This is a genomic window from Mycobacterium sp. D16Q16, assembly GCF_002013745.1.
Classification (GTDB): Bacteria; Actinomycetota; Actinomycetes; order Mycobacteriales; family Mycobacteriaceae; genus Mycobacterium.
Map to the genome: position 1 here is coordinate 40192 of NZ_MAEY01000012.1, position 19427 is coordinate 59618.

The following is a 19427-nucleotide window of genomic DNA, read 5'->3' on the forward strand; positions in this document are numbered from 1 at the left end:
CATGACGACGATCGTGCGGGACTTTATCGGGCTACCGTCGCCGACCGCCGGACGCAATGGTGCCGGTGGGCACCCGTGCCAGGGTCTGTATCACCGGGCGGCCGGAACCACACCCAAGATCGCCTTCATCGCCACCCACTATCAGATCGACTTCTCCGAGCATTACATCGCCGAATACCTGGCACGGCACGGGTACGGATTCCTGGGCTGGAACACCCGATTCCGGGGATTTGAAAGCCACTTCCTACTCGACCATGCCCTGGTGGACATCGGCGTGGGGGTGCGCTGGCTGCGGGAGCAGGCGGGCGTGGAAACGGTACTGCTGCTGGGCAATTCAGGGGGTGGCTCACTGATGGCGGCATACCAGTCGCAGGCGGTCGCTCCGAAGGTGACACCGCTGGAGGGCATGCGTCCGGCGGAAGGGCTCGACACTCTGCCCGCCGCATCGGGCTATGTGGCCAGTGCTGCCCATCTCGGCCGCCCCGATGTGCTGACCGACTGGATGGATGCCTCGGTGATCGACGAGAGCGACCCGGCCTCCACCGACCCGGCCCTCGACCTGTTCAACGAGGAGAACGGGCCCGCATACTCCCCCGCGTTCGTCGCCAAGTATCGCGAAGGCCAGGTGGCGCGTAATCACCGGATCACCGCCTGGGCGCTCGATGAGCTCGCCCGGGTACGTGCGGCCGGGTTCAGCGACCGCGCCTTCACCGTGCACCGGACCTGGGCCGATCCCCGCATGGTCGACCCCACCCTGGAGCCCACCAAGCGCCCGGCCAACCTCTGCTACGCGGGCGTGCCGGTCAAAGCCAACCGCTCCACCTTCGGAATCGGTTGTGCCACCACGCTGAAGAACTGGCTCGGCATGTGGAGCCTGTCGCACGCCCAGACCCGCGCCGAGCCACATCTGGCCGATGTCACCGTCCCCGCCTTGGTCATCAACGCCGATGGCGATACCGGAGTCTTCCCCTCGGACGCCCAGCACATCCACAACGCACTGGGCTCGACCGACAAGTCTCAGGCCTCCATCGACGCCGACCACTACTTCCAGAACCCGGGAGCCCGCCAGGAGCAGGCAGATATCATCGCAGAGTGGGCGGGCAAGCGGTGGCGGTGAGATGAGCCGCTCGCGCGAAGGCCATCGGGTACGAGTCCTCGCCCACTTTCCGGGCGGTCCGCTCGCTCGTGAACAGCTTGCACCGCACACCGATTGGCTTGACGTCCATTTCTGTGCCGAAGACGACGACGACACCTTCTACGCCGAACTGCCGCACGCCGAGGTGCTGTGGCATGTGCTTCGTCCGCTGTCCGCCGACGACGTCGCAAAGGGCGAACGGCTGCGGCTGATCCACAAGTTCGGGGCCGGGGTGAACACCATCGCGCTGGACGCCGCCTCCGCACAGGGTATCGCCGTCGCCAACATGCCGGGCGCCAACGCGCCGTCGGTCGCCGAGGGCACGCTGCTGTTGATGCTGGCAGCCCTGCGACAGCTCCCGCGGCTGGACCAGGCCATCCGCGCCGGTCGCGGATGGCCCACCGATCAGTCTCTCGGCGATACCGTTCGCGATATCGGCTCCTGCACAGTGGGATTGGTGGGGTACGGCAACATCGCCAAGACCCTGGAACGGATTTTGCTGGCAATGGGCGCCACCGTCGTGCACACCAGCACCCGCGACGACGGTTCCGCCGGCTGGCGAAGCCTGGATGACCTGCTGACCAGCAGCGATATCGTGTCGCTGCATCTGCCGCTCACAGACGCCAGCTCCGGCCTGCTCGACGCCGCGGCGCTGGCCCGGATGAAACCCGGATCGGTCCTGGTCAATACCTCCCGCGGCGCGGTCGTCGACGAGGCGGCGCTGGTCGCGGCGCTACGGCAGGGGCCGCTCGGGGCCGCCGGTCTCGATGTCTTTGCACAAGAGCCGATCTCGCCAGAGAATCCGCTGTTGACCCTGCCCAACGTGGTGCTCACACCGCATGTCACGTGGTTCACCGCCGACACCATGACGCGCTACCTGGAGCATGCAATAGACAACTCCCGGCGTATACATGAGGGGATGCCGCTAGCTGACCGCGTGCGCTAGGCTAGCGCCCGGAGATTTACACTAGAGAGTATTCGTAAACGAACCACAATGGCGTGGGAGGACGAATGGGAACAGCTGTACAGCTCGCGGGCAAGGTCGTCGCCATCACCGGCGGAGCACGCGGAATCGGCCGGGCCATCGCCACGGCGTTCGCGGCCGAGGGCGCGAAGGTGGCGATCGGCGATATCGACAAGAAGCTGTGTGAGAACACCGCCGCCGAGATCGGAAGCGGCACCATCGGTCTGCCGCTCGACGTGACCGATCATGGCAGCTTCGAGGCCTTCTTCGACACCATCGCGGCCACCGTCGGACCCGTCGACGTGATCGTGAACAACGCGGGCATCATGCCGATCACACCGTTCGGGGAAGAATCGCTCGAATCCATCCAGCGCCAGCTGGACATCAATGTGCGCGGCGTCATGTGGGGCAGCCAGCTCGCCGTCAAACGGATGAAGCCGCGCGGTGGTGGCGTGATCGTCAACATCGCGTCGGCGGCAGGCAAGATGGGCGTGCCCGGACTCGCCACGTACTGCGCCACGAAATGGGCAGTGGTCGGTCTCTGCGAGTCACTGACCCTCGAACTCAAGGATGACAACATCTCCGTTGTCTGCGTGATGCCGGGCGTGGTCAACACCGAGCTGGTGGCCGGCCTCGAAGAGCATTGGCTGCTGGGAATCGTTCAGCCCGAAGACATTGCCGCCGGCGTACTGAAAGCAGTGCGCAAGGGCAAGTTCCCCGTCATGGTGCCCAAGAAACTGGGCCCACTGCTGCGAACAACCGCCATGCTGCCCCGAGCGCTGTACGGTCCCGCGGCGCGGTCACTGGGGATGGACCACTTCATGCTCGACGCCCATGGCACCTCGGCGCGTGCCGCATACGAGGACCGCGCCAGCCACAGCGAGCCCAGCGCCGACTAGTTAGGAAGCAGCCCAATGCCTATCGCCATCAACAGTGAACATGTAGCACTTGCGGATTCGGCGCATGCGTTCGTCGAACGTGTGGTGCCCTCCGAGCTGCTCCACGAGACACTCGAGACGCCATTGCCGTGGCCGCCCCCATTCTGGAAGGCCGCCGCAGACCAGGGCCTTACCTCTGTGCATCTCGCCGAATCCGTTGGCGGCCAGGGATTTGGCGCACTTGAGCTCGCGATCGTGGTGGCCGAGTTCGGACGGGGAGCCGTCCCCGGACCGTTCGTCCCGTCGGTGATCGCGAGCGCGCTCATCAGCGCCCATGATCCCGGCCATCCGCTGCTGAACGATCTCGCCTCGGGTGCGTCCATCGCCACCTTCTCCTCCGCATCGTCGTTCACCGGAACGTCTACCGCTGAGGGCCTTACCGTGGATGGGCAGGCTCGTTCGGTGCTGTCTGCCGCGTCGGCGGCGTATGTGGTAGCGCCCGTTTCTCTTGGCGCCGAACGGGTGTGGGTGGTCCTGAGCGCCGATGACCTCACCCTCGCCCCGCAGCAGAGCGTGGACCGGCTGCGACCGGTCGCGCATGTGACGGCAACCGGGGCGCAGGTTCCCGCCGAGCGCGTGCTGTCCAACCTCACCGACGCCCGGGCCACCAGCATCATCTCCACGATCGTCTCGGCCGAGGCCGTCGGCGTCGCCCGCTGGGCCACCGATATCGCATCCGAATACGCCAAGGTGCGTGAGCAGTTCGGCCGCCCGATCGGACAGTTCCAGGGCATCAAGCACAAGTGCGCCACCATGGCCGCAGTCACCGAGCGCGCGACCGCTGCCGTATGGGACGCCGCACGCGCCCTCGACGATGCTGACGAGGGCGCCGGCGTGGTGGAGTTCGCGGCCTCTGCGGCCGCGACGCTGGCGCCCGCCGCTGCCCAGCAGTGTGCGCAGGACTGCATTCAGGTACACGGGGGCATCGGTTACACCTGGGAACACGATGCCCACATCTACTATCGCCGGGCGCTGGGTCTCATTGCCGCGCTGGGCCGTTCCGGCAGTGCACCGGCGACCGTGGTGCGCACCGCCGTCGAGCACGGCCTGCGCAAGGTGGACATCGACTTGGCACCGGAAACGGAGGCGCTGCGCGAAGAGATTCGCGCCGAGGTCGCCGCGCTCAAAGAGATCCCGTCCGGAAAGCGCAACACGGCCATCGCCGAAGGCGGCTGGGTGCTGCCGTACTTGCCCACACCGTGGGGACGCGCCGCCTCTCCCATCGAGCAGGTCATCATCTCCCAGGAGTTCCTCACCGGAAAGGTGCGCCGGCCGCAGCTCGGCATCGCGACGTGGCTGGTGCCGTCCATCGTCGCGTACGGCACCGAGGAACAGAAGCAGCGCTTCCTGCCTCCCACGTTCCGTGGCGAGATGATGTGGTGCCAGCTGTTTTCCGAGCCCGGCGCCGGGTCAGATCTCGCGGCTCTGTCGACCAAGGCCGTCAAGGTGGACGGCGGCTGGCGCCTCACCGGCCAGAAGATCTGGACCTCGGTGGCGCAGTTCGCCGACTGGGGCGCCTGCCTGGCCCGCACGGATCCGTCCGCACCCAAACACAACGGCATCACGTACTTCCTCATCGACATGAAGAGCGAGGGCGTCACCGTTCGGCCGCTGCGCGAGATGACCGGCGGCGCGCTATTCAACGAGGTGTTCATCGACGATGTGTTCGTGCCCGATGAGCTGGTGGTCGGCGAAGTCGACCGCGGCTGGGAGGTCAGCCGCAACACGCTGACGGCGGAACGGGTTTCGATCGGCAGTTCGGATCTGCCCTTCCTGGCCAGCCTGGACGACCTGGTGGCCTTCGTCGGCAAGAGCGAGCTCAGCGAGGTCGCGCGTGATCGGGCCGGACAGCTCATCGCCGAAGGACACGGGGTGAAACTACTGAACCTGCGCTCCACGCTGCTCACCCTTGCCGGTGGCGACCCTATGCCGTCGGCAGCCGTCTCCAAGCTCCTTGGCATGCGCACCGGACAGGGATATGCCGAATTCGTCGTGAACCATTTTGGACAAGACGGCGCTATCGGCGATTCTGAGCAGGAGCAAGGCCGCTGGGCGGACTATCTTCTCGCAAGCCGCGCCACCACCATCTACGGCGGCACCTCCGAGGTGCAGCTCAACATCATTGCCGAGCGACTGTTAGGACTGCCGCGTGACCCGTAATTCCGCTATCGAAACCGGCTGGCGCCTGAACGAGGGATTTTTCACCGCCGCCGACGGCACCCAGATTGGATTCTCCGATACCGGGAACCGTGCGGCGCCTGTGACAGTCCTATTCCTGCACGGCTGGACCCAGAATCGCGAGGCCTGGGACGACGTCGCGGGTCCCCTGCACGAGCGCAGTCCCGAACTACGCGTCATCGCGCTCGACCACCGGGGCCACGGTAAGTCTGATCCCGCGCCCGGGGGCACCGTGAATGTTCCCCAACTGGCCACGGATGCTGCCGATTTCATCAACGCAGAGATCCCCACGGGGCAGATCGTGATCGTCGGCCACTCGATGGGCGGCATGACCATGATGGGTCTCGGTGAATATCACCCCGAGCTCGTGGCCCGACGGATTTCCGGCGCGGTATTCGTCGCCACCTCCGCGGGCAGGCTTCTGCACCGGCTCCGGGTCGTCCCGCCGGTCTTCGAGGTCGTCAAGGCGGTGATCCTGGGTGTCGTGGCGCAAGGCTGGTTCCTCCAGCAGGGCTACCTCATGCGCCCCATCATCTCGACGCTGGTATTCGGACGCGACCCACGGCCCTATGACGTCAGCCGAGTCTGGGACCAGATCCGCTCGGGTACCCCGCGAAGCTACAAGGATGCCGCCGAGAGCATGGTGCTCCACGAGGACTTGACCGAAGGCCTGGGCGCCTACCGCGGCAAGCCTGCCGCAGTCCTGGCAGGTGCGCGTGACTTCCTCACTCCGGCAGGCGATTCACGGATCATCGCCGCGGCTCTGCAGACCAACGAATTGCGCACCTATCCGGGTTCGGGGCACATGCTGCCCAATGAGCGCGCCAGCGAGGTCGTCAACGAGATCGTGACGGTGCTGGAGGCACTACGTCAGGAACCAGCCACCAGAATTACCACGGAATCTGCCGGGTAATGGCATCCCGGCAGCCTGTTGTCGGCTAGCTGTACCGACCGTGAAGTCGCGTCAGTGTGGCCTCAATCCCTCGGGTGTTTCCCTTGATGAAGCCGGCTAGCTTGTAGTTCAACAGGTTCTGTATCGGGCCGGCATTGCGGAAGTCGAACGTCTCGGTGACACGCGTGCTGGTCGGCGATAGGGCGTCAAACTCCCAGCGCCACCGGTGGCCCAAAGGATGCCGCCATTCGACAACCCTGTCGGGTTCGAGCGCCGTCACGGTGCTGGTGATGCGGTAAGGAAGACCGAACATTCGCATCCCCGTGGAAAAGCGCGAGCCCACCTCGAGATGATCAGGCGTGCGGATATTCTGGCCGACAGTGCCCGACCCGTCGAGTTCGTGGTGACGCCGCGGGTCCGCGACGATGCCGAACAATTCCGTCGCCGGGGCAGATACCTCCACTGAACGACTGATCTGCTGAGGCCCCGCCTCTACCACTGATACAGACATACATCCACTCCTTCGTTTAGCGGAGAAACCTAGAGCCGTTCGACGTCGACCGTCACGCCCTGGGCCACCCGCAGCCGCTTCAACAGCGGGTCACCCATGGCCGCCGCGGGCGTCAAAACCCCTAGCCGGTCCGGTAATTCGCTGCGATCCAGCGCCAGGGTCAAGCCACTCTCGCCCAGCAGCACCGCGGTCGCCTTGTAACCGGGGTCACCTTCCTGCGCGATGACCGCCCGATAACGCATCCCCTCGGTTGTGGTGGTGTAGGTCTCGACCCGGTAGTGGCCCTTGTTCCGGGTGCGCTCGCTGGGACCCGAACCTGGCTTCGGCAGTAGGCGCTGGGCAACGAATTTCGGCATAGGCACCCGCGTGCCCAGACCGAAACCGGCTGTCAGGAAACCTGTGACGGCGGCGGCCGCAATCGGCGCGACCACCGAACTTCCCAGGCTCATCACCTCGCGATAACGTATGCGGGTTCCGTAACCCCAGTCCAATAATGCGTTGCTACGTCGCACAATCCGGGTGTTGACCGGCCCCATGAAGAACGCACCCAGCCACTTGCCCGCCAATTCCGGTGCCACAGATTCCCCACGGAGCGTTTGAAACTCACGCTGACGCCCCACCTCCGGCTCGGCCGGGCGGTCCGGGCTCAACGAGTAAGGATCCTGAGAGTTGCGACGCACCTCCGGATCCTCGGCGCTCGCCTCCATGACCTCGACCATCGACGCCGCCGTACCACCGCTGACACCGCCGCGGAACTTGCTCAGCACATAGGTTGTCTCGAGCAACTCGCCGGTGCCGTCTTCCTGAGCCTGCCGGTACAGCGCATACACGCTCAGATCCGAAGGGATGGAATCGAATCCGCAGCAATGAACGATCCTGGCGCCGGTGTCAGCGGCCTGCTTGCCGTAGACGTCGATACTCTCCCGAACGAAGTTGACCTCACCGGTCAAGTCCGCGTAGTCGGTTCCCGCCTCGGCGCACGCGGCCACCAACGGCAATCCGTACTTTGTGTACGGCCCGACGGTGGTAACAACCACCTGGGTTGAAGCAGCCATGGCCGCCAGCGTCGCCGGTCGCGTGGCGTCAGCCTCGATCAACGGCCAGTCTCGAGCCGCCGGACCACACGCAGCACGCACGGCGGCAAGCTTTTCGGTGTTTCGCCCGGCCAGCGCGATCCGTGCCCCGGTGGCCTCAACCCGTCCGGCCAGATAGAGCGCGGTCAGTTTCCCGACGTACCCTGTTGCCCCGTAGAGAACGATGTCGTGTTCCCGAGACATGCTCTACACCTCCAAGTCGCGTAGCTGGCGCTTGAGGATCTTGCCGGAAGGATTGCGCGGCAAGATATCCAGGAAGACCACGTCACGCGGCACCTTGTATCGCGCCAGGTTGTCGCGCACGTACGCACGGATGCTGTCGGCATCCACCGTCGATTCGGGGTGACGAACCACGAACGCCCGCAACCGTGCTCCCCAATCCGGGTCGTCCACACCGAGCGCGGTGGCCTCGATGACATCCGGGTGTCCGCTGATGAGGTCTTCGACCTCGGCGGGGAACACGTTCTCACCACCCGAAACGATCATCTCGTCATCGCGTCCGGACACATACAGCAGCCCGTGCTCGTCGAAATAGCCGACGTCACCACTGGACATCAGACCGTCGATGATCTGCTTGTGCCCACCACCGGTGTAGCCGTCGAACGGGATCGCGTTGCTGACGAAGATCCGCCCGACGGTGCCCTGGGAGACCGGCTTTCCTTCGTCGTCAAGGATTTTCACGGTCGCACCCTTGACAACGGGGCCCACGGTGGACGGGTTGATGGCGAGATCCTGAGGGCGCGCGATGGTGGCGAAAGCGACCTCGGTGGATCCGTACAGGTTGTAGATCACCGGCCCCAGCGTGCTGAGCGCTCGCGAGGCCAGCTCACCGCCCAATTGCGATCCTGACACGAAAACGATACGCAGCGCGGACAAGTCGGGCTTGCGCTCGGCCTCATCGAGAGCGTTCAGGATGCGATTGAGCATCACGGGTACCACCACCACGGCAGTCACCCGGTACTTCTCGATATCGGTGAGCACGTTCTCCGGCTTGAACTTGCGATGCAGAACCAGGGTGCAGCCCAGGGTGAGCGCCAGACTCTGATGCAGGTAGCCCAGGGCGTGGAACATCGGTGCGGGCACCGACGTCACCTCACCCGAACGGAACGGCACATGCGAGAACATGCCGCCGACCGGCGCCAGAGTCAGCGCCAGCTTGCGTGGCGCGCCCTTGGGGGTGCCGGTGGTGCCGCTGGTGAGAATCACCAGTGAGGAGTACTTCGAGGGGCGCGGCGCCGGCGAGGTGCTGTTGCGCTTGATGACCGCCTCGATGGTGTCGTCGCTGGAGGCGGGCTGGTCGGGGTTCTCGGGGTTGGTGGGCAGCGCCATCAACCGCCCCAGCTCCGGGCTGTACCCGTCCAGGAACTCCGCGTACTCGGCGTCGTAAATCAGGACGCGGGCGCCTTCACGCTCGGCGACTTCTCTGGTCTGCGGTCCGGAGAAGTCGGTGTTGAGCAGGATCACCCGCGCACCCGCACGGTGCGCGGCGTAGTTGGCGATGATGAACCAGCGGTGGTTACGCGCCAAGATCGCGACCCCGTCGCCGCCCTTGATACCGAGGCGGTTCAAGCCATGAGCCAGGGCGTTGACGCTGTCATTGAACTCGGCGTAGGTGATCGAGCCCTCGTCGTCGATGATCGCCGTCCGAGCCGGGCTACGGTGCGCGCCGAAGCCCGGTACCGCACCGATCTCGCCGAACCGGTAGAAGTCGCGGACGATCGCCGCGAGCACGTTGGGCGGATCGAGTTTGAGCATGCCCGCCTCGATGACCTTGCGGAGATAATGCAGCTCAGCGCCACCGCGCTTCGCAAGAGTCTGAAGTTTCGAGAAGAGCGGCCGTTCGGCGGTGATCGACATGATCGACAGCCTATGTGACCTCCCTCTCAGTGGCACAGCCAACCGGTCGGTCGGGGGCACGCCACCAAGTACCCCCGGGAAAGTCGGTCTGCGGCCCTACGATGACGCCATGGCAGACATCGTGCTGCAGGTCGCGGGGCGCGATGTCACCATCACGCACCCCGACAAGGTGATATTCCCCAGCGGGGAAAACACCGCGGGCATCGCCAAGGGCGACCTGGTCCAGTACTACCTCGATGTCGCCGACGGGGCGCTGCGCGGCGTGCGCGACCGGCCGATGATTCTGAAGCGGTTCGTCAAGGGCATCTCACAGGAGGCGGTGTTCCAGAAACGGGTGCCGGAGAAGCGGCCGGACTGGATCGCCTCCGCGGAGCTGCACTACGCGCGCGGGACCTCCGCCCGGGAAGCCGTCGTCACCGACGCGGCGTCGCTGGCCTGGGTGGTCAACCTGGGGTGTGTCGATCTCAATCCACACCCGGTGCGCGCCGACGATCTGGACCATCCCGATGAGCTGCGGATCGACCTCGACCCCGTGCCGGGGGTGCCGTGGAGCCAGATCCTCGATGTCGCGTTTGTCGTGCGCGGCGTTCTGGAGGATCACGGACTGACCGCGTGGCCGAAGACGAGCGGGTCGCGCGGCTTTCATATCTACGCGCCGATTGCACCGCGATGGACGTTCCGGGAGCTGCGGCGGGCCGCCGAGACGGTGGCCCGCGAGGTGGAACGCCGTGCCCCGGAGCTGGCGACCAGCCGGTGGTGGAAAGAGGAGCGCCACGGGGTTTTCGTCGACTTCAACCAGAACGCGAAGGATCGCACGGTGGCCTCCGCCTATTCGGTGCGCGCGACCCCGGACGCCCGGGTGTCGACGCCGCTGCGGTGGGACGAGGTGGCGGGGTGCCGTCCTGAGGAGTTCACACTGCATACGGTCCGGGAACGGTTCGCCGATATCGGCGATCCCTGGCGGGGCATGGACGACGCCACCGGGACGCTGGATCAGCTGCTGGAGCTGGCAGCAGAGCTCGGACCCGCCGAAAAGGCGCCCACGGGTGCTTCCCGCGAAGGGCGGCGTCAATCGACGATGCCCCTCATTGAGATCGCGCGGACGAAGACCCGGCCGGAAGCCGAGGCCGCGTTGGCCCAGTGGCGCGACAACTATCCTGACGTCTCGAAACTCCTTGAACCGCAGGATGTTCTCGTGGACGGTATGCGTGGGCCGAGTTCGGTGTGGTACCGGGTGCGGGTGAACCTGATACACGTGCCGGAGGCAGAGCGCCCGCCACAGGAAGAGCTGATCGCCGACTACTCACCGTGGGGCTAGTCCTGTGGTGCCGGTAACGCGGCCAGCGAGGCAACACCTACCGGCGACAGCCGAAAGCGCTACCCCGGTGCCGAGAATGGACGTGAGCTTACTGATTTCGCCGCGACGCCCAGGCGCGACAGACCAAGAGCCAGCAGCGCGTTGCGGATACCGAACATGCGCCCCATGGGTACGGCGGCCGTCCCAGCGACCTGAATCCCGAAGGCCCGAAAGAACAAGTACGGCGAGTTCCTGGACCCCGCAAGCCCCGGGGAGGAATGGGCGTCCGGCTCTTACGAGGGATCGGCGGGGAGCTGTGCCTGCTCTCGGTACAGGTCCATCTCGGCGCGCAACGCGTCGTCAAGCGCGCGGTTCATGGCGGAGTGCGAGGTATACGTCGCCGCCCGCCGCATCGTTGCGATAAGTTGTGTGGCCCAAGCGAGTTCGTCATCAGTGGACGGGACCCAACCGGGCCCACGCTGGCGTGCGACCTCATCACGCGCGGCACCGATGAGCACCCGCGCGGCATCGTCGAACTTCTCGTTGGTCCTCACGTGAATCCCGGCAAGGTCGGTCACCCTCATTCCCAGGGAGATCAGTGCCGCGAAGTTGTCGATGGTGTCGAGATCGGTGACAAGATAGGAATCCGAGCCATCAACAGGCTGGATAAGCCCGGCCTCGACCAGACCGGTCTGGGCCGCCGAATCGATCGGGCCCAGTATCTCCTCAAGCTCTCTCAACGAGAGTTTTCCCTGAGCAGCGTTCGAGAAACGCTTTTCCAGCAGACCCTCGAGATCCGACAGATCGAGCACATCGGCGAGCTGGGCACCTCGCTGCAGTCCACTCAGGAACTTCGTGATGTGTTTGAGCGTGAAGCCCTCGCTGAGTAGCCGGTTGATCGCCTTCAGCTGACGCAGGTGCCAGTCGTTGTAGATAGCTGTCCTGCCCCGGCGCAGCGGCCGGGGCAGGAGCCCACGTTCTTGGTACCCGCGGATGTTCCGCGTCGTCGTCCCCGAGGCTTGTGCGAGGTCGTCGATCCGGTACTCGGTCATGGTTTCGAAGCTCGCCCTGTCGATATCAGTTCGTCGCTGGTGTGCGAAACAGTGATTTTATAGTCCTGCAGGTCGAATCTCTTGAGTTGGTTGACGTACTGCGTGGCGAATCCCGGGAACATCGTCGCATTGAATCCGTCATCCGTGAGGTACCAGCTCTGGCACCCCGAGTTCCAGGTGGTGGATTGCAGGCGTCGCTGGATGTCCTGGTTGTAGCTTTCCTGGATTTCGGGCCGGGCATCGACCGATTTCCAGCCGTTGCTGAGCAGTGCGGAGATCGCGTCGGTGATGTAGTTGATCTGCGCTTCCATGTATACCAGCGCCGAGCTGTGCCCGGGGCCGGAGTTGGGGCCGAAGGTGAAGAACAGATTGGGATAGCCCGACACCGCCACACTGCGGAAGGCGTAGGCGCCGCCGCCCCACTCGGTGGCCAGGTCCCGGCCGTCGAGCCCGGTGACCGGATAGGGCGTACCGGCCTTGCACACGTCGAAACCGGTCGCAAAGACAATGCAATCGAATTGGTGCTCAATGCCTTCGACCGTGCGGATGCCCTTGGGCGCCAGCCGGGCGATGGGCCAGGTGACCAGCTTGCAGTTGTCCGCCTGCAGCGCGGGGTAGTAGTCACTAGTCATCAGCAGGCGCTTGCAGCCCGCCGAAAAGTCCGGTGTCAACTGCCTGCGCAGCCACGGGTCCTTCACCTGCACCCGCCGGTGCGCGGCACCGACGGCCTCGACGAGACGGGTGAAGGGGCTGTCCCACACCACACCCAGCGCCACCGACTCATGTCCCCAGAACCAGGCGGCACGTGCCAGCCGCTGACTGAGCGGCCACTTGCGGTACAGCTGCTTGAGCCGACCGCCCGTCGTGCGGTTCACCCGCGGCAGCACCCAGCCCGGCGTGCGCTGGAATACCTTCACCGTCTCGGCGGTCTTCACCAGTTCCGGGACGATCTGAACGGCGCTGGCTCCCGTACCGACGACCGCGACACGCTTACCCGTGAAGTCGTAGTCGTGATCCCAACGCGCGCTGTGAATCTTGTGGCCCTCATAGGTGTCGAGACCAGGGATGGCAGGAAAGCTCACGTTCGCCAGAGGCCCGGAGGCCATGATGACGGTGCGGGCACGCACCGGCTCCCGGTTGTCGAACTCGATGGTCCACTCCCCCACCACCTCGTCGTAGGCAACGCCGACAACGTTGTGGCCGAAGCGGATATACGGTGCCAGCGCCGAGGATTCGACCATCTGGTCGATGTAGCCGAGGATCTCGCCACTGCCGGAGTACGTGTGCGACCACTCGGGGTTCGGGGCAAAGCTGTACGAGTACAGCCGCGAAGGAATATCGCACGCCGCCCCGGGATAGGTGTTGTCACGCCAAGTGCCGCCCACCCGATCGCTGCGCTCGAAGATCGCGAAGTCGTTGACGCCCTTGTCTTTCAGACGGATGGCTGCACCGATACCGGCGAACCCGGCGCCGATGATGGCTACGGAGATAGTCATGCTGGCTGCTTTCAGGCGACGGGTTCGTAGGTGAGTTCCTGTGACCAGGTTGGCTTGTTCTCCACCAACCGCATGGGAATCATGCCGGTCAATTTCACGAGCAGGTCAGCCGTGATGTGGTACTTGGACTTGCGGTTGATCACCTTCATCGCATGCCAGGAGATCAACCGGTACATCGGCAACCGCCGAACGTTCGGATTGCGCTCGCCGACGCTCTTGTACCGTTTCATCGCGCCATAGAGGCGCTCCTCGTCGACACCCATGGCCACGATGTTGTCGCGCATCTTGTTGAGCAGCGGCACGTAGCTGAGCAGTCCGATCAGCAGGCTGGGCTTGAGCCAGCCACCGATAAGCTCGGTGAGCATCTTGCGCATCTTCGAGTGGCCGAGGATGTCCATGACCTCGAAATCCACTGCAAGATGCCGTGATTCGTCCGAGTTGATCCGCTTGAACGCTTCCTGCGCGATCGGGTCCTTGACCTCATCGGTGATGAATTTGATGAGCGCACCGTCCAGAGCAACCTCCAGCATCGGGATGACGGTACCGAGGAAGGACAGCGACATGCCGTCGGAGTACTTGTCGAGAAAATTGATCACCAGCTGGACATTGACACTCGGGGAAGGGATCTCGTCATTCTCGAGCATCCCCCAGCGACGCATCAGGGCCAGCTCGGCGTTGGCGTGCTTCTGCTCCTCGGCGTGGAAGTGCTCATAGATGCTCTTCAACGTCGGCGTCGGCGCCTTCTTGGCCAGTGCGGCGAATCCACGCGCCCCGACATTCTCGATCCACATCAGGTCCGCGATGAACGGCTTGAGCTTCGTGTGCAGTTCGGGCTCGATCAGCTCGGCGCCGGGTGCGTCCCAATCGATATCGGCGAGTGCCCACTGCTTGTCTTTGATCATCTGCAACATATTGTCGAGATCCATTGCCATGGAACGTTTTTCCTTTCGGTGAAGTGATGCGGAGTTCAGTCGGCGGGCAGCAGACGGCCCAGCAGGCCGGCAATGCGGGTGTGCAGCACAGGAAAGTGTCGTTTGAAGTGCCAGATGACCTTCGCGTCGAGTTGCGGGACCACATACAGGCGGCCCCGGTCGTGTGCATCGAGGGTGCTGACGGCGACCCTCTCCGGGGAAAATCCTGCCCACTCGATGAGGCGGTCCACCAGGCCCGACGTGCCGACCTCGACTCCGGTGAGTCGCCCATCCTGGAAAATGTTCGTCTTGACTACGGTGGGGCACAGGACGGTCACGTTGACGCCGGTGCCGCTGAGCTCGGCGGCGAGGGTCTCCGACAGTGACATGACCCCGGCCTTGGAGACGTTATAGGAGGCCATCGCGGGACCTGCCGCGAACCCGGCGGCCGAGGCAACATTAATGATCCCGCCGCGCCCGGCGCTGCGGAGCAATGGCGTGAACAGCTCGCACCCGTAGATGACACCCCAGAGGTTGATGCCCAGCGCCCAGTTCCAATCGTCCATGCCGATCTGACCGACGGGCTTGCCGCCGATCCCGACCCCCGCGTTGTTGATCACCAGGGTGGGCGGCCCGGAAAAGACCTCCTGCGCCTCGAAGACCAGCTTCTCCACCTCGTCGCGCGATGAGACATCGCAGGTCACAGCATGTGCGCAGCCTGCGGACAGCCGGTCAATCTGGGCCACGGTCTCCGCGACCCGTTCGGCATTGATATCCGCGCACACCACGTGGCCACCGCGACGGGCCAGTTCGAGGGCGAAGGCGCGTCCGATCCCACTGCCGGCACCGGTGACCACTGCTTTCGCGTTCACCGAGATCGGCTGGCGCCTGAAGACGTCAAGTATGCCCATGACGAAATAGGACAACAGCAACTGTGCCATTTGTCAATGGCACAGTGCATGATGACAATGAGGTGTTCACCACTCCGGAAGGAACTCGCATGCCGACGCACACCGCCAGCACCCCCAGTGCCTACGCACTGGAAGTGCTCGACGTCATCGCCGAGACCCCCGATGCGGTATCGATCGTGTTCGCGGCGCCGCCGGATGCCCGGGCGGACTTCACCTACAAACCCGGGCAGTTCCTGACCCTGCGCGTGCCGATCGGTGCGGACACCGAGGCGGTATCCCGGTGCTACTCGCTGTCGAGCGCACCGGACATCGACGAACACCTGAAGGTGACCGTCAAACGAACCGTCGGCGGCCAGGCGTCAAATTGGCTGTGCGACAATGCGTGTGCCGGAATGACAATTGAATCACTACGTCCTGCAGGAACATTCACCATGCGCGATGCCGCGGCGGTTCCGGTGTTCGTGGCCGCCGGCAGTGGTATCACACCGATCATGTCCATGATCCGCACGGTACTGTCCGTATCCACTCAGAATGCCGTCCTCGTCTACGCCAACCGGGACCGAGACTCGGTAATCTTCGATGCCGAACTCGCGGCACTGCAGACCGAGCACGGGAACAGGCTGTCGGTCTCGCACTGGATCGAGGCCGAGTCCGGTCTACCGACCACCGACGGGCTGAGCGCGCTCTTGCCAACACTCCCCCACACCGACACCACCGCGTATCTTTGTGGCCCAGCCGCTTTCATGGATGTGGCGTCGGCGGCACTGCTCGACATCGGACTGGCGCGCGAAAACATTCATCGCGAGATCTTCGTATCGCTGACGTCGGATGCCTTCGCCGCCGCACCACAGGCCTCCCCCGGGCCGATCGATCCCGACGCCGTCAGTGCCACCGTGGAGATCGATGGTGACACCCACCAGATCTGCTGGCCGAAATCGCAGATACTTCTCGATGTGCTGCTGGATCAGGGCATTGACGCCCCCTACGTGTGTCGCGAGGGCAACTGCGGAGGCTGCTCCTACACACTTCGCGAGGGCGAGGTGACGATGCGGATCAACGACATCCTCGATGACCACGAGATCCGCCATGGCGTGCGGCTCGCGTGCCAGTCACTGCCGCAGTCGGACAAGCTCACCATCGCCTTCGACCGCTAACAGGCGACTGCATGAGGGCGGTCACACATCCGATGGGTGTGTGATACCCGATATCACCGACTGTTCAATTTACGCTCGGCGACACCCAATCGTCCTCGCCATTCATTCCAGAGTTGGCTCTACATAACATGTCTGGCGGCTTCCAACCTTGAGCTCAACCTTGGTGGAGTGCAAATCTCCGTAACTGGCCCGCGGACAACCACTACCAGCGGTGTCCGCGCCCCAGCTCGCGGTACCAGTCGACGAGGTCCGGATTGTCGATCGACCGCGGATCCAGGGACACATCGACGCGCCCGGCCAGCACGCCGCAGATGGGAACCTCAAGTTTCTTGCCGGTACGGGTGTGCGGAATTCCGGGCGCCTCGATCACCTCGTCGGGGACATGTCGTGGTGATAGGCGCGCGCGAATCTCCCGCGCGATCCTTCCGCCCAGGTCTGCGTCGAAAACGTGTCCGGTTGCCATCGTGACGAACAACGGCATCCAGTAGGCGCCGTCAGGACCGTCGACACCGAGGACAAATCCCTCGGCGATCTCGTCCATCGCTTCCACGACCTCGTAAATATCTGCCGAGCCCATCCGGATTCCGTTGCGGTTCAGTGTGGCGTCGCTGCGACCATGGATCACCAGCGATCCGTGCTCGGTGACGGTGACCCAATCACCGTGCCGCCACACTCCGGAGTCGCGGCCATCGGACCATTCGTGTTCGAAATAGGCCGCTCGATAACGCGCTCCATCGGGGTCATCCCAGAATCGGATTGGCATGCACGGCATGGGTTGCAGGATCACCATCTCGCCCACTTCCCCGATGAGGGAGCGGCGATCGGGCGACCAGCTGCGCAGATCCACCCCTAGGTAGCGCACGGGCAGCTCGCCGGCCCGGGCGGGTACTCCCGGTGTCCCGCCGGCGAACGCGGTGCAGACGTCGGTACCACCCGAGAGCGACGACAACGCGACTCCGACATACGAGCCCGCCCAGTCGAACAGAGCGGGCGAGAGCGGAGATCCACTGCTACCCAACGTTTTCAGCGCGCTGAGGTCATGCTCGGCCGACGGCTCCAGCCTCGCCTTCCTGGTTGCCTGCAAGTGCCCAGGGCTGGTGCCGAAGTAGCTCACCTTCTCGGCCTCCAGCAATTCCCACAACCGATCCGCGTTGGGATACAACGGGTGTCCGCTGTAGCAGACCACGGTGGCACCGACCAGCAGACCGCTCAGCCGGAAGTTCCACATCATCCAGGACAGCGCCGTCTGCCAGAAGAACACGTCACCCGGGCCCAGATCGCAATGCAGCCCCGCACCCTTGAGATGTTCCAGCAGCATGCCCCCGTGGCCGTGCACGATGCCCTTGGGCCTACCTGTGGTACCTGAGCTGAACAAGACCCAGATCGGGTGATCGAATGGCACCATCTCGACTACCGGGTCTTCACTGCCCCTGGGCAATTCGAGTATCAGCACAGGGTCCCCCGGCAAAAGCCGGTGCAGCTCCGCGGTGTCGGCCCCCTTGTCCACCCACCGACCGTTGTAACGGTATCCCGGACCGGAGATGAGCACCTTCGGATTGAGCTGGCCCAGCCGCGAGGCCGCGCCCTCGGGGGCATAGTCCTGGCCGCATCCGGCCCACACCGCACCCACCGCGGCGGTGGCCAGGAACGCTACCATCGCATCCGGCACATCCGGCAGATACGCGGCCACACAGTCACCGCGGCCGACACCGAGACGGCGCAGCTCAGCGGCCACTGCTCCGATTCTGCCGGGCAATTCACTCCACCCGATCTCGGTACGCTCCCCCGCCTCGTCGACACCCACGATGGCGGCCCCGTCGTGATGTGCGTGGCGCAGAATCGGGTCCACATAGTTGAGCTCTGTGCCCGGAAACCACTGTGCCCCAGGCATCACCGGACGTGCCAGCACGCCCTCATCACCGTCGCGCAACCCACGTCCCGGGACCTCGAAGAACTCCCACAGCGCGCGCCAGAACTGCGGTACGGAATCGACGGACCAGCGCCACACATCCGCGTAGTCGTGGGCCGACAGCGCGTACCGTCGCTCGAGGTGCTCGACGAATCGTTCGTAGGCACTACTTGCCATGCGTCTGGCCCGGCTCTTGTAATCCCAGAAGTTCCATGGCCTGCTTCCTCATATCGATCTTGCGCACCTTCCCCGTCACGGTCATGGGGAAGCCATCGACGACGTGCACATAGCGCGGGACCTTGTAGTGGGCAAGGTGCCCCGAGACGAAGGTACGGATAGCACCGGCGTCGAGCGGCGCGCGGCCTGTCCGCATCCGAAGCCACGCGCACAACTCCTCGCCGTACTTTTCATCCGGCACCCCAACCACCTGGACATCCTCGATGTCCGGATGCGTCAGCAGGAATTCCTCGATCTCACGCGGGTAGATGTTCTCACCGCCGCGTATCACCATGTCCTTGATTCGCCCAATGATGGTGCAGTAGCCGTCTTCTCGCATCACTGCCAGGTCGCCGGTGTGCATCCAGCCGTCGGCGTCGACCACCTCGCGGGTGTGGTCCTCGTCATTCCAGTAGCCGAGCATCACCGAGTACCCACGTGTACACAGCTCGCCGGATTGCCCGCGCTCCAACACTTCTCCGGTGCCGGGGTCGACAACCTTGACCTCGACGTGCGGGTGCACACGTCCAACAGTCGCGGTGCGGCGATCCAGGTCGTCATCGACGAGCGTCTGACAGGAGACTGGCGAGGTCTCCGTCATGCCGTACGCGATGGCGACCTCAGTCATGTGCATCTCGTCGATGCACCGCTTCATCACCTCAACGGGGCACACCGAACCCGCCATGATTCCCGTCCGCAACGAGGACAGGTCGCGCTTCGCGAAATCAGGGTCGGCGAGCATCGCGATGAACATGGTGGGCACCCCGTACACCCCGACACAACGCTCACTTTCGATCGCGTCGAGGGTGAGCGCGGGGTCGAATCCCGGCGCCGGTACCACGATAGTGGCGCCGTGAGTCGAGCATCCCAGGTTGCCCATGACCATGCCGAAGCAGTGGTGATATGGGATAC

15 protein-coding genes and 2 pseudogenes are annotated in these 19427 nt (G+C 64.5%); 7 read left to right on the forward strand and 10 right to left on the reverse strand.

Annotated features, from left to right (window positions below; all coding sequences use genetic code 11):
- The first annotated feature begins 1 nt into the window (after nucleotide 1).
- The 5 genes from B4394_RS12475 to B4394_RS12495 all read left to right on the forward strand — a co-directional run bounded on the left by B4394_RS12475 (nucleotide 2) and on the right by B4394_RS12495 (nucleotide 6128).
- The gene (locus tag B4394_RS12475; protein ID WP_078315205.1) at nucleotides 2-1117 is read left to right on the forward strand and encodes an alpha/beta hydrolase; all 1116 of its coding nucleotides are present in this window, start codon (nucleotides 2-4) and stop codon (nucleotides 1115-1117) included.
- Between the two features lies 1 nt (nucleotide 1118).
- Nucleotides 1119-2081: a 2-hydroxyacid dehydrogenase gene (locus B4394_RS12480; protein WP_078315206.1), complete on the forward strand. Its 963-nt coding sequence runs from the start codon at nucleotides 1119-1121 to the stop codon at nucleotides 2079-2081.
- A 65-nt stretch (nucleotides 2082-2146) separates the two neighbouring features.
- Entirely contained in the window at nucleotides 2147-2998 is an 852-nt protein-coding gene (locus tag B4394_RS12485; protein WP_078315207.1) for an SDR family oxidoreductase, read from the forward strand.
- A gap of 15 nt (nucleotides 2999-3013) precedes the next feature.
- Nucleotides 3014-5197, forward strand: coding sequence for an acyl-CoA dehydrogenase family protein (locus B4394_RS12490; RefSeq protein ID WP_078315208.1), 2184 nt, complete (start codon nucleotides 3014-3016; stop codon nucleotides 5195-5197).
- Nucleotides 5187-6128, forward strand: coding sequence for an alpha/beta fold hydrolase (locus B4394_RS12495; protein ID WP_078307298.1), 942 nt, complete (start codon nucleotides 5187-5189; stop codon nucleotides 6126-6128). The genes B4394_RS12490 and B4394_RS12495 overlap by 11 nt, the downstream gene beginning before the upstream one ends.
- Nucleotides 6129-6153: 25 nt before the next feature.
- Here the strand turns inward: B4394_RS12495 and B4394_RS12500 are convergent, their stop codons facing one another.
- Genes B4394_RS12500 through fadD2 form a run of 3 tightly spaced genes read right to left on the reverse strand, consistent with a single transcriptional unit; the run spans nucleotide 6154 to nucleotide 9569 of the window.
- Nucleotides 6154-6618 carry an SRPBCC family protein gene (locus tag B4394_RS12500; protein ID WP_078307296.1) on the reverse strand — a complete coding sequence of 155 codons (465 nt, stop codon included), beginning with the start codon at nucleotides 6616-6618 and terminating at the stop codon, nucleotides 6154-6156.
- Nucleotides 6619-6647: 29 nt separating this feature from the next.
- A complete protein-coding gene (locus B4394_RS25175; protein ID WP_139360148.1) occupies nucleotides 6648-7895 on the reverse strand; it encodes a saccharopine dehydrogenase family protein in 1248 nt (415 codons plus the stop codon).
- A gap of 3 nt (nucleotides 7896-7898) precedes the next feature.
- The gene (gene fadD2 / locus B4394_RS25180) at nucleotides 7899-9569 is read right to left on the reverse strand and encodes a long-chain-fatty-acid--CoA ligase FadD2 (protein WP_078307292.1); all 1671 of its coding nucleotides are present in this window, start codon (nucleotides 9567-9569) and stop codon (nucleotides 7899-7901) included.
- A 121-nt stretch (nucleotides 9570-9690) separates the two neighbouring features.
- Here fadD2 and ligD point away from each other — a divergent pair, with 121 nt between their 5' ends.
- Nucleotides 9691-10887, forward strand: a complete 1197-nt coding sequence (gene ligD, locus B4394_RS12510; RefSeq protein WP_078315271.1) for a non-homologous end-joining DNA ligase — start codon at nucleotides 9691-9693, stop codon at nucleotides 10885-10887.
- Here the strand turns inward: ligD and B4394_RS25930 are convergent.
- The 5 genes and pseudogenes from B4394_RS25930 to B4394_RS12535 all read right to left on the reverse strand — a co-directional run.
- Nucleotides 10884-11129: pseudogene (locus B4394_RS25930) on the reverse strand (hypothetical protein); the annotation flags it as partial. The gene ligD and the pseudogene B4394_RS25930 sit on opposite strands and share 4 nt — an antisense overlap.
- A 30-nt stretch (nucleotides 11130-11159) precedes the next feature.
- Nucleotides 11160-11918 (reverse strand): MerR family transcriptional regulator, encoded by a 759-nt coding sequence (locus B4394_RS12520; protein ID WP_078315209.1) that lies wholly within the window; start codon nucleotides 11916-11918, stop codon nucleotides 11160-11162.
- A complete protein-coding gene (locus tag B4394_RS12525; protein ID WP_078315210.1) occupies nucleotides 11915-13414 on the reverse strand; it encodes a flavin-containing monooxygenase in 1500 nt (499 codons plus the stop codon). The genes B4394_RS12520 and B4394_RS12525 overlap by 4 nt, the downstream gene beginning before the upstream one ends.
- Before the next feature lie 11 nt (nucleotides 13415-13425).
- The gene (locus tag B4394_RS12530; RefSeq protein WP_078307286.1) at nucleotides 13426-14346 is read right to left on the reverse strand and encodes a ferritin family protein; all 921 of its coding nucleotides are present in this window, start codon (nucleotides 14344-14346) and stop codon (nucleotides 13426-13428) included.
- A 35-nt stretch (nucleotides 14347-14381) separates the two neighbouring features.
- Nucleotides 14382-15266: an SDR family NAD(P)-dependent oxidoreductase gene (locus B4394_RS12535; protein WP_078315211.1), complete on the reverse strand. Its 885-nt coding sequence runs from the start codon at nucleotides 15264-15266 to the stop codon at nucleotides 14382-14384.
- A gap of 59 nt (nucleotides 15267-15325) precedes the next feature.
- Here B4394_RS12535 and B4394_RS12540 point away from each other — a divergent pair, with 59 nt between their 5' ends.
- On the forward strand, nucleotides 15326-16390 hold the full coding sequence (locus B4394_RS12540; protein WP_286142051.1) for a ferredoxin--NADP reductase: 1065 nt from the start codon (nucleotides 15326-15328) through the stop codon (nucleotides 16388-16390).
- Between the two features lie 202 nt (nucleotides 16391-16592).
- Here B4394_RS12540 and B4394_RS12545 read toward each other — a convergent pair whose 3' ends face one another.
- Nucleotides 16593-18476: an AMP-binding protein gene (locus B4394_RS12545; protein WP_078315212.1), complete on the reverse strand. Its 1884-nt coding sequence runs from the start codon at nucleotides 18474-18476 to the stop codon at nucleotides 16593-16595.
- Nucleotides 18466-19425 (reverse strand): annotated as a pseudogene (locus B4394_RS12550) (AMP-binding protein); the annotation flags it as partial. The gene B4394_RS12545 and the pseudogene B4394_RS12550, both read right to left, overlap by 11 nt.
- Nucleotides 19426-19427: the final 2 nt, after the last annotated feature.